Annotated in this window: 9 protein-coding genes and 1 tRNA gene; 8 read left to right on the plus strand and 2 right to left on the minus strand. The window is 51.1% G+C overall.

The features are described 5' to 3' along the window. On the plus strand, positions 1 to 1,361 hold a 1,361-nt coding region (gene spoIVA / locus AC1DWB_RS28665), incomplete at its 5' end, for a stage IV sporulation protein A (protein ID WP_477544514.1). A gap of 332 nt (positions 1,362 to 1,693) precedes the next feature. Beyond that, positions 1,694 to 1,972, plus strand: coding sequence for an HU family DNA-binding protein (locus AC1DWB_RS28670; protein WP_477544515.1), 279 nt, complete (start codon positions 1,694 to 1,696; stop codon positions 1,970 to 1,972). A gap of 97 nt (positions 1,973 to 2,069) precedes the next feature. Here the strand turns inward: AC1DWB_RS28670 and AC1DWB_RS28675 are convergent, their stop codons facing one another. Further along, positions 2,070 to 3,287 (minus strand): ROK family protein, encoded by a 1,218-nt coding sequence (locus AC1DWB_RS28675; RefSeq protein WP_477544516.1) that lies wholly within the window; start codon positions 3,285 to 3,287, stop codon positions 2,070 to 2,072. Positions 3,288 to 3,447: 160 nt separating this feature from the next. On the opposite strand from AC1DWB_RS28675, the gene galT reads away from it, so the two are divergent. The 5 genes from galT to AC1DWB_RS28700 all read left to right on the plus strand — a co-directional run bounded on the left by galT (position 3,448) and on the right by AC1DWB_RS28700 (position 8,005). Beyond that, a complete protein-coding gene (gene galT, locus AC1DWB_RS28680; RefSeq protein ID WP_477544517.1) occupies positions 3,448 to 4,431 on the plus strand; it encodes a galactose-1-phosphate uridylyltransferase in 984 nt (327 codons plus the stop codon). Beyond that, the gene (locus AC1DWB_RS28685) at positions 4,428 to 5,630 is read left to right on the plus strand and encodes a galactokinase (RefSeq protein ID WP_477544518.1); all 1,203 of its coding nucleotides are present in this window, start codon (positions 4,428 to 4,430) and stop codon (positions 5,628 to 5,630) included. Before galT ends, AC1DWB_RS28685 begins: the two co-directional genes overlap by 4 nt. 28 nt (positions 5,631 to 5,658) lie before the next feature. Further along, the gene (gene galE, locus AC1DWB_RS28690; RefSeq protein ID WP_477544519.1) at positions 5,659 to 6,648 is read left to right on the plus strand and encodes a UDP-glucose 4-epimerase GalE; all 990 of its coding nucleotides are present in this window, start codon (positions 5,659 to 5,661) and stop codon (positions 6,646 to 6,648) included. Between the two features lie 170 nt (positions 6,649 to 6,818). Beyond that, positions 6,819 to 7,847 carry a zinc-dependent alcohol dehydrogenase gene (locus AC1DWB_RS28695; RefSeq protein ID WP_477544520.1) on the plus strand — a complete coding sequence of 343 codons (1,029 nt, stop codon included), beginning with the start codon at positions 6,819 to 6,821 and terminating at the stop codon, positions 7,845 to 7,847. Positions 7,848 to 7,931: 84 nt separating this feature from the next. Next, positions 7,932 to 8,005: transfer RNA gene (locus AC1DWB_RS28700), tRNA-Pro, on the plus strand. A 378-nt stretch (positions 8,006 to 8,383) separates the two neighbouring features. On the opposite strand, the gene AC1DWB_RS28705 is transcribed toward AC1DWB_RS28700, so the two are convergent. Further along, a complete protein-coding gene (locus AC1DWB_RS28705; protein ID WP_477544521.1) occupies positions 8,384 to 9,247 on the minus strand; it encodes a helix-turn-helix transcriptional regulator in 864 nt (287 codons plus the stop codon). A gap of 138 nt (positions 9,248 to 9,385) precedes the next feature. On the opposite strand from AC1DWB_RS28705, the gene fabF reads away from it, so the two are divergent. Further along, the gene (gene fabF, locus AC1DWB_RS28710) at positions 9,386 to 10,624 is read left to right on the plus strand and encodes a beta-ketoacyl-ACP synthase II (protein ID WP_477544522.1); all 1,239 of its coding nucleotides are present in this window, start codon (positions 9,386 to 9,388) and stop codon (positions 10,622 to 10,624) included. Positions 10,625 to 10,706 lie beyond the last annotated feature (82 nt).

Here is a 10,706-nt window from a genome sequence, read left to right on the forward strand (position 1 = left end):
CGCTGGTGCTGCCGAACATTCAGAATGAGGCTGAGCGGGTGCGCGCCACGGATGAGCTGCCGCAAAGCGCTGCTGGGAAGACGATTATGACGACCGAGCCTAAGTTCGTGCCGAACACCGCCGTGAAACTTCAAGTAGCAGAAGGYCTGAACGTGAACATTCGGGTTGTGGATTGTGTTGGGTACGCTGTAGAGGGTGCCAAAGGCTACGAGGACGAGAGTGGCCCACGGATGATCAGCACGCCATGGTTCGATGAACCGATCCCGTTCCAGGAAGCAGCCGAGATCGGCACGCGCAAAGTCATACAAGAGCATTCTACGCTAGGGGTTGTCATCACCACAGACGGCTCAATCGCGGAAATCCCGCGCTCGTCCTATGTGGATGCGGAAGAGCGGGTTATCAACGAGCTGAAGGAAGTAGGGAAGCCCTTCATCCTGATCGTCAACTCGACACGTCCGAATAGCCCGGAGACACTGGAACTGCGCAGTCAGCTTAATGTCAAATACGATATTCCGGTCATGGCGTTAAGTGTGGCGAACATGAATGAAGACGATATTCTTCAAGTGATGCGTGAAGTGTTGTATGAGTTCCCTGTCCATGAAGTAAATGTGAATCTGCCAAGCTGGGTTATGGTGCTCGATGAGAAGCACTGGCTTCGCTCCTACTTCGAGAACTCCGTACGCGATACGGTGAAAGATATTCGTCGCTTGCGGGATGTCGATCGAGTAGTCGGGCATTTCGATACGTATGACTTTATTGAACGAGCCGCACTGGCCGGCATGGATATGGGGCAAGGTGTAGCCGAGATTGATTTGTACGCACCGGATGAGTTGTACGATCAGATTCTGGTTGAAGTCGTCGGTGTAGAAATTCGTGGCAAGGACCACCTGCTCCAACTTATGCAGGAATTCACGCATGCGAAGCGCGAGTACGACCGATTCGCTGAATCGCTTGAGATGGTCAAGACGACCGGATATGGTATCGCGCCGCCTAGTCTCGAAGACATGTCGCTCGATGAGCCGGAACTGATCCGTCAAGGCTCGCGTTTCGGTGTCAGGTTGAAGGCGACAGCGCCATCCATCCATATGATTCGCGTCGATGTCGAATCCGAATTCGCGCCAATCATCGGGACCGAGAAGCAGAGCGAGGAACTCGTTCGCTACTTGATGCAAGACTTCGAGGAGAATCCACTGAAGATATGGGAGTCGGACATCTTCGGCAGGTCGCTGCATTCGATCGTGCGAGAAGGCATTCAAGGCAAGCTGGCGATGATGCCGGACAATGCCCGCTACAAGCTGCAGGAAACGCTGGGCCGCATTATCAATGAAGGGTCCGGCGGACTAATCGCCATCATCTTATAAAGACCGAGAGCACTCACATGAGTGCTCTTTTTGGTTGTTGGGGGAAGGAGGCTCGCTACACTTTGTAGGGAGGCTCTTGGCATTTACCCCCGGGGCCCCCGCAAAGTAATAGGAATACGCTACAGAGGCCCGCTTCACTTTGTGGGGAATGTTTTAGGTATAAAGTCCGGTTGTGTTTGGGTGGTGGATAGTTTAAGATGAGTTTTGTTCGCACTCTCTAGGCAGATAATGGGAACAGGGCCGTTTTTTGAGCCGGTAATGTATAAATTCAATTAAAACGGTGAACACAGGAGAATAAAGGAATTGATCATTCATGGGGGGAGGTGAAAGGCATGAATAAATCCGAATTGATCGCCAAAGTGGCTGATTCGACGGATCTTTCCAAGAAAGATGTGACGAAAGCGGTTGATGCCGTATTCGAAGCGATTACTGAAGCTCTGCAAACAGGTGATAAGGTACAACTAGTAGGTTTTGGAAATTTCGAGGTTCGTGAACGTTCCGCTCGTAAAGGGCGTAACCCGCAAACCGGAGAAGAAATCGAAATCGCAGCAAGTAAGGTGCCTGCATTCAAACCAGGAAAATCGCTTCGCGACGTTTGCRCAGCTCAATAAGCAAATCGACCTTAAGCCTTCCAAGCATTCTAACAACGAACGCTCCGACTGTTCCAACAGTCAGGGGCGTTTTTGCGTACTTACATTTTAAGATCGATCAAGCCGTCTGAGGCGCGTATAGCTTGGTTAGCACAATGGTAACCGCACCGATCGCAGCCGCTAACTCCCCGAGTGTTGACACTTCAATCGTAAGCTGTTCGAGCGATGATTCTAACGCACGGCTTCGCACAGCTTCATGGACAGGCTCCAGCAGAAATTCAGCAGCTTGCGCCACACCGCCGCCGAGTATAACCTTTTGCGGGTTCAGCGTATGAATCAAGTTCGTCAGGCTGATGCCGAGCAACTGGCCCGTCTTCCGGAACGTCTCCACCGCGGCCGCATCGTGCTGTCGTGCGGCTTCATACACCATCTCACCCGTGATGTGGTCCAGAACGCCGTCGGCCATTCCTTCCACCAGACTAGAGCCGCCCATCGCAATATGCTTACGAATGGCATCGGCAATCGCGGGGCCCGAGACTAGAGTCTGCAGGCAACCATAGTTACCGCAACTGCAGCGGGGACCATTCAAGTCCACGGTCGTGTGACCAATCTCCCCTGCAGAGAAGTGGCTGCCTCGGTAGATGTTGCCTTGAATGACTATCCCCGCACCTACGCCTTCACCAATATTCACGCAGATGAAATGTTGGGTATGCTGTCCCCCACCGAACCATAGCTCGCCGAGGGCCATGGCCGCGGCATCGTTCTCTACGTATACGGGCAGTCCAGTTTTCTGTTCGAGGTTAGGGCCGATCGGCACTTGTCGCAGTCCCATGTTAGGCGCGAACAAGGAAATGCCATCCTCGGGATTGACTAGCCCGTGCATGGCCACACCGATACCTAGTACGGAAGTCTTCGGCACATTGGAATCTTCCAACAGCTGGTTGACAGTATGCTCTAACAACTGCATTAATGTATCGGCATCGAGTGAGGCAGGCATTGGCTGCTTGTCTTGATGGATCAGATTCGCATTCAGATCGGTTATCACACTCTTTATCGAATTCACCCCGACATCAATTCCGATACAGGAATACGCCGAAGCGTTAATTGTTAACAGTATCGGTTTGCGCCCACCACTTGACGCGCCCACTTCGCTCTCGACGACAAAGCGTTCCGCGATGAGCTCATTCACGAGATGCGTAACCGTAGGTGGGGTCAACGAAGTACGTTTGGCTATATCGGCACGAGAGATAGGTCCGTCCTCGCGAATTTTGTTCAAGACGATGGAGCGGTTCAACGATTTCATCCATTGGAAACTGCCGGTCATGGGAGGATTCATGCTCACCGATCCTTTTCTGCATAGATTTAGTACACTTAATTAGAATAACGAAAAAAGTATGCACAATCAACCATGTAATTATTGAAAAAGTGGAGCGAAACAAGTATGATGTAAGTATTCTTAATTAAAATAATTAATAAAGTATAGCAGGAGGAGCAATATGGCTGAGATGCGTTTCAATCCATTGTTGGGGGATTGGGTTATGGTAGCCTCCAACCGGGCCAACCGGCCTCATATGCCGAAGGGGTACTGCCCATTCTGTCCCGGATCAGGGAAAGTACCTGACGATTATGATGTTCTGATGTATAAGAATGATTTTCCTGTGCTAAGCCCGAACCCGCCGGAACCGGATGCGGTAGCCACTTCCTTGTACAAGACGGCCCCCTCTTACGGCAAATGCGAAGTTATTTTATACTCACCCGATCATCACAAGACTTTGCCAGAGCTGTCGGTACCACACATTGGCAAGCTGATCGATCTATGGACGGAACGATTCGTCGAGATGGAGAAGGATCCGCTCAATAAGTATGTGATGATATTCGAGAACCGAGGCGAAGAGTGTGGAGTCACGATGCCGCACCCGCACGGGCAAATGTATGCCTATTCCCATGTGCCGCTTAAGCTCCGGACTGAGCTGGACAACTGCAAGAAACACCATGATCAGAACGGGACATGCTTACTGTGTGACATGAACCGGGAAGAAGCGGCTTTCGAGCAACGGGTTATTGTGGAGAATGAACATTTTATTAGCTATGTGCCCTTTTTCACCGACTACCCATACGGGGTGTTTATTGTTAGTAAATCGCACAAGACCGCGCTGACTGACTTCACCTCAGAGGAAAAGCTCAGCCTGGCCTCGATTCTGAAGGATACGACTGGGGCAATGGACGAATTGTTCGATAAGCTGTTCCCTTACATGATGGTCATGCACCAACGGCCAGTGAACGGAGATTCCGTAGAAGATTATTATCATTTCCATATCGAGTTCTATCCGCCGCTACGCGAGAAGGACAAGGTGAAATGGTACGCTTCTTCGGAAATGGGTGCATGGGCTGCAGCTAACACCGCCGCAGTCGAGGATACAGCGCCGAAACTACGAGAAGCATATCAGCGGTATTTGCAAAAGGAGGGGCGGTTATCGTGAGTCAAGGTGTTCATGCGCAAGGGTTAAACGAAGTGAAAGAAGGATTTCGCCAGTTTTTTGGCAATGTCGAAGGGGTGCGGTACTTCTTTGCGCCTGGCCGCGTAAATTTAATAGGAGAACATACGGATTATAACGGAGGGTATGTGTTTCCTGCTGCGCTAACGTTCGGCACATATGCAGCGGTGGCACCGCGACAAGACGGTGTATACCGGTTCCGGTCACTTCAGTTCGAAGCGCAAGTCGATTGTCCTCGTGCCGAGATCGTATACCGCAAGGAGGACGATTGGGCTAATTACTCGAAGGGTGTACTTGCCCAACTCATCGAGCTGCACGAAACAGCTGGTCATCAGTTAGAAGACTATGCCGGCGCTGATCTCGTATTCTGGGGCAATGTGCCCAATGGGGCTGGACTCTCCTCATCGGCTTCGATAGAGCTTGTGACGGCTCTAGCGCTCTCTACGTTGGCTGGTCAACAATGGCCGATGCTGGAGCTTGTGAAGCTGTCACAACGGGCGGAGAATCGATTCGTAGGTGTGAATTGCGGCATTATGGACCAATTCGCCGTTGGGATGGGAAAGCAAGGGCATGCGATGATGCTGAAATGCGATACGCTGGATTATGCTCATGTGCCGCTCGATATTGAAGGGTATAAGCTAATCATTACGAATACGAATAAACGTCGAGGCTTGGCCGACTCCAAGTACAACGAGAGAAGGCAGCAATGTGAAGACGGGTTGGAAGCGATTCGCAGTGAACTTCCACAGTTGACAAGTCTTGGAGAATTGTCGGTTCCAGCCTGGGAGCAAGTCAAGCATCTGATTACCGTACCGGTTATTGCCAACCGTGTGGAGCATGTCATTCGGGAAGACGATCGAGTGCTGCGCGCCAAGAGCAGCTTGGCCGAGGGCGATCTGGAGACGTTCGGGACGCTGATGAAGCAATCGCATGAATCACTTCGAGACTTGTATGAAGTTACAGGGGTAGAGTTGGATACGCTATATGCGGTCGCAAAGGAAATCGAAGGCTGTATCGGTACGCGAATGACAGGAGCTGGATTCGGTGGCTGCAACGTAAGCTTGGTGCGAGAGGATGCCGTTGATACGTTCCATCGTGTCGTTAGCGAACAGTATACTGCTCGAACAGGACTTGTTCCGTCGTTCTATGTATGCGATATTGGGGATGGTGCAAAAGAGATCTAGAGATATGAATGCTGGAGGAGGCAGAAACATGTCTATATTAGTAACCGGAGGAGCTGGCTATATCGGCAGCCACACGGTAAAAGAGCTATTGGCGCAAGGCGAGCAGGTCGTTGTCATCGACAGCCTGATTACAGGACATCGCGATGCAGTGACTGAAGGGGCAGTGTTCGTGCAAGGGGACATTCGCGACGCTGCCGTGTTGGATGCACTGTTCGCTGCTCATCCTATTGAAGCAGTCATTCACTTCGCAGCTTCTTCGCTTGTAGGAGTAAGCGTGCAGCAGCCGCTAGAGTATTATGACAACAACTTGATCGGAGCTCATTCGCTAGTAGCCGCCATGATCCGGCACGACGTGAAGCGGATCGTCTTCTCATCCACAGCCGCCACATATGGTGAACCGAAGCGTGTGCCAATAGAAGAAGATGACGTTACCGAGCCGACTAACCCATACGGGGAAACCAAGCTTGCGATGGAGCGTATGTTCCGTTGGTGCGAGCAGGCATACGGATTGAAGTCGATTTCTCTGCGGTATTTCAATGCGGCGGGAGCTTACCCCGACAGTTCGATCGGGGAAGACCATAAGCCGGAAACCCATCTGATTCCGTTGATCCTGCAAGTGCCACTTGGTCAGCGAGAACAGATTACGATGTTCGGCGAAGATTATGCCACGGAAGATGGCACTTGTGTTCGTGACTATATCCATGTGATGGATTTGGCCAACGCCCATTGGTTAGCGCTGAAGCGTCTTCGTGAAACCGATACGAGCGGTGTATACAATCTGGGCAATGGGACCGGATTCTCAGTTAAGCAGGTCATTGATGTCGCGCGGCAAGTGACCGGTCATCCGATCCCAGCGGTATCGGCTCCGCGAAGAGCTGGAGATCCAGCGGTGTTGATCGCATCTTCGGCCAAGGCGAGACGCGAGCTGGGCTGGCAGCCGCAATACGCCGATTTGGCTACGATTATCCAAACGGCGTGGGACTGGCACGTTCGCCGTCCGAATGGCTACGATTCATAGCTAGGAAAAGGGAACAGCCGCTTATGCGGTTGTTTCTTTGTTTTTTCCTATCGAAACATCCAACAATTCAATTGACGCATGCTGGCATGCATGGTACATTATGATCGATATTTTGATAGACCGAATTAGTAATCAGGATTACGAAAACTTTGTGGTGGAGGTAGAAATTGATGAAAGCGTTATTTTATGACGGACCTAAGCAAATGAACGTGAGAGAGACGGAACTCCCCAACCTGACAGAGGATGAAGTGTTGATCCGTGTAGTCTATTCAGGTATCTGCGGTTCAGAGCTGAGCGGGTATCTCGGTCACAACTCGCTGCGCAAGCCGCCTATGATATTCGGACATGAGTTTTCGGGAACGATTGAGGATATAGGCTTGAAGGCTGCTCAAGCATTTCCTAACCTTAAGCGTGGAGGCCGGGTTACGGCGAACCCGCTCGTCACATGCGGGAATTGCGATGCATGCTTGCGGGGCAAGCAACAGCTATGTTCGAATCGCAAGCTGCTTAGTGCAGCGCTGCCTGGCAGCAATGCGGAATACGTGAAGATCCCGGCGCGATTCGTGTATGAGTTGCCCGATCATGTTACATTCGAGCAGGGTACGTTCGTAGAACCGCTTGCCTGTGGCGTCCGGGCTGCTGAACTGGCCGACGTTAAGCCTGGCAATCGCGTCCTTATCATCGGGCTGGGGCCAATAGGGCTGTTCGCCTTACAAGCTATACAGGCATACGGGGTAAAGGAAATCTTCGCTGTGGATCGCAACCCACAACGGCTTGAATTGGCTGCTGAGCTTGGCGCTACGCCGCTCAATCCTGGAGAGGTCGATGTTAAGCAGGAACTGCAGCGGTTGACTGGCGGGGCAGGAGTGAACTGCGCTATAGATGCTGTAGGAGCAGGGGCAACGCGCACGCAATGTATTGAATGTGTCGCCTTTGGCGGGAAGGTAATCTTCACCGGACTGCATGAGGCGGAATCATCGCTCCCAGTTAATCATATCGTGCGGAGCGAGATTACTTGCATTGGCGCTTTCGCCTATTCAGCGTCTAACTTCAAGACTGCTCTGGATTGGATTGCCGATGGACGCATTCGGATGGATGACGATTGGGTGGTCAAGGCACCGTTCGAGGATGCGAGTGGTTGGTACGAGAAGCTGCTGTCTGATCCGGGCAAATTGGCCAAAGTTCTGCTGCATCCGTAACGGCCTGCAATCGGAGAAATTACCAATTTATTATTGCAATCGAAGCGGATGCTGTTTTATAATGTGCTTACGCTTTGATGCTGTCGGGGTATGGCGCAGCCTGGTAGCGCGCACCCTTGGGGTGGGTGAGGTCGCACGTTCAAATCGTGTTACTCCGATTTCAATTACAGCCATACAGCATAAACGCCACTTAACGGGACTTCCCGCTAAGTGGCGTTTTTCTGTATTACAACATATTGGATGTCCTGTTATTACGTGGGATCGTCTTGGGACCGGTATCAGAAGATTCCACGTGGAAACATCAGTGGAGAGTACGGACAAAGAAAACTCTTTGAAGGAAAGCAGAACAAAGGAGGATGTAGGCAGGGGGTGGAGAAACGAAGTGTCCGCCTTTGAAATCTTGGCCCAACTACGACAAAACTACAATCCAAGGGCCGAGATTTCAACAGCGGTCGGAATCTCCTGTCTACTTCCTCCCCACGTGCCAAACTGAACTTAAACGCCAAGGGTCGTCCGGTCATCTTCCGGACGGTTTCTTATGTCCTTTCATGGGTGGTGGAGGCGCTTAGGCCCATCAGTTTGTTCATCTTTGTTTCCGTCGAAGTGTCCGGGGCCGGTGTGTAGATGCTGCAGCGCAAATCAGATGATCCCTGGACCTGGAGAGACGTCAAATGAAACAACATATGGCCAACCTTGGAATGCCGGAATTGAATTAATACCTCAGGAGCAGAGCTCACTTCGGATTGTTCCCACAAACGATTGAATTCGGGGTGAAGCCCGCTCATTTCCGCTAGAAACCGGTCATACCATTCATCGTCCACATTCTGGCCGTAATAGGCACGGAAGATCGCAAGGAAGCCGCTAACGAAGTGCTCCCAGTTGACGGCCAGGCGCCGCAGTTCTTTGCGGGTGAACAGCAATCGGATCAAGTTGCGATCCGGGGGCAATATGCGTTCGAAGTCCAGAAAAACGTGCGCGGCCGCCTCGTTCCATCCGACAATGTTGCACCGACGGTCTGATATGATCGTAGGACACAGCTTCAGCTCCTTTAGTATTTTTTGCAGCGACAAGCTTAGCTGCGGCTGTTCCTCCTTATGGACAGCAACACCTAACCCATTATCAAGGGCTAATGCGTACAAATATTTGCGTTCGTCCATAGTAAGCTGTAATGCGGATGCGATACAATCCAATACCGAAGCGGATACCTTGATATCCCTACCTTGCTCAAGCCACGTATACCAAGTAKTGCTTACTCCTGCTAGCTGAGCGACTTCTTCTCTTCTTAACCCTGGCGTTCTTCTGCGGCTCCCAACTGGCAAGCCAGCGGATTGCGGAGTAACCTGGGCTCTTTGTGTTTTCAAAAATGCCGATAACGCTTGAAGTCGGGTTTGTGTATTCATCGTATCCGGTCTCCTATTCCTGTCCAAGACGAACATTAAGGTGGTAGTAATTATACTATAATAAACTACAACTTGTAATAGGATAAGATTAGTGACAAGATGAATGACATCAGGATTAGCAAAGGGAGGGTATTGCATATGGAACGGGTAGTTATTACGGGGATGGGTGTCATCTCACCGCTTGGAAATGATGTCGATACGTTCTGGAATCAGTTGATCCATGGACAATCGGGTATTTCGCTTATTGACACTTTCGATACACATAGACATAAGACTAAGATAGCTGGCGTGGTTAAACAATTTGACGCAGAAGCTCGATTCGGCCGTAAAGAAGCGCGACGTATGGACCGGTTCTGCCAGTTCGCTGTTGCGGCCGCGGAGCAAGCTCTGCAGGATTCAGGTCTATCCCTTGAACAAATGGACCGGGAACGATTAGGCGTATATGTCGGTTCAGGGATTGGCGGCATTCAGACGTTGCTAGAACAGGACGGATTACTCCGGGACCGGGGGCCGGAACGGGTTAGTCCTACCCTAGTCCCTATGATGATCTCGAATATGGCAGCCGCGATGATTAGTATGAAGTTCGGGGCGCTAGGTTCAAGCCTGTCTCCGGTAACCGCTTGTTCGATTGGCAATACGGCGATAGGTGAAGCGTTTCGGCATATCCGTTATGGAATGGCAGATGTCGTATTTGCTGGTGGAGCTGAGGCAGCCATAACAGACATATCATTAGCCAGCTTCGGCAACGCCACGGCTATGTCCACCCGCAACGACGAGCCACACATGGCAAGCCGGCCGTTTGATGCTGGACGGGACGGATTCATCATGTCGGAAGGAGCAGGCATCCTGATATTGGAGTCCCTGTCTCACGCAACCGCAAGAAATGCGCAAATATACGCAGAAGTGATCGGGTACGGGGCCAGTTCCGATGCCTATCATATTGTCGCTACTCACCCTGAAGGAAGGGGAGCTTACCAAGCAATGAAATCGGCTCTTCTGGAAGCAAACGTGCTCCCTGCAGAAGTAGATGTGATTAGTGCGCATGCAACAAGTACCGAGCTCGGCGACAGATCGGAAACAATGGCCATTAAGAAGCTTTTCGGAGAAGATGCATACCGGGTCCCAGTTACGGCAAATAAGTCGATGCTTGGGCATATGTTAGGCGCTTCTGGCGGCGTGGAGGCGATTGCTTTGGTGAAGAGCTTACAAGAAGGAATCATTCCCCCGACTATCAATCAAGAGAATCAAGATCCTACATGTGATTTGGACTACGTTCCGAATAAGTCACGTCGAGCGGATCTGACAATAGGGATGTCCAACTCCTTCGGATTTGGAGGGCATAATGCCGTTATTGTTCTCAAGTCGTTCAAGCAATAAGCGATTACGGGAACAGGCTTTCAGTTGACAATGGAATCGTTTTGCGACATGATGAACCTAACCAACTTTGCGAATAATGGGG

Source organism: Paenibacillus sp. P4_E11 (genome assembly GCF_056401635.1).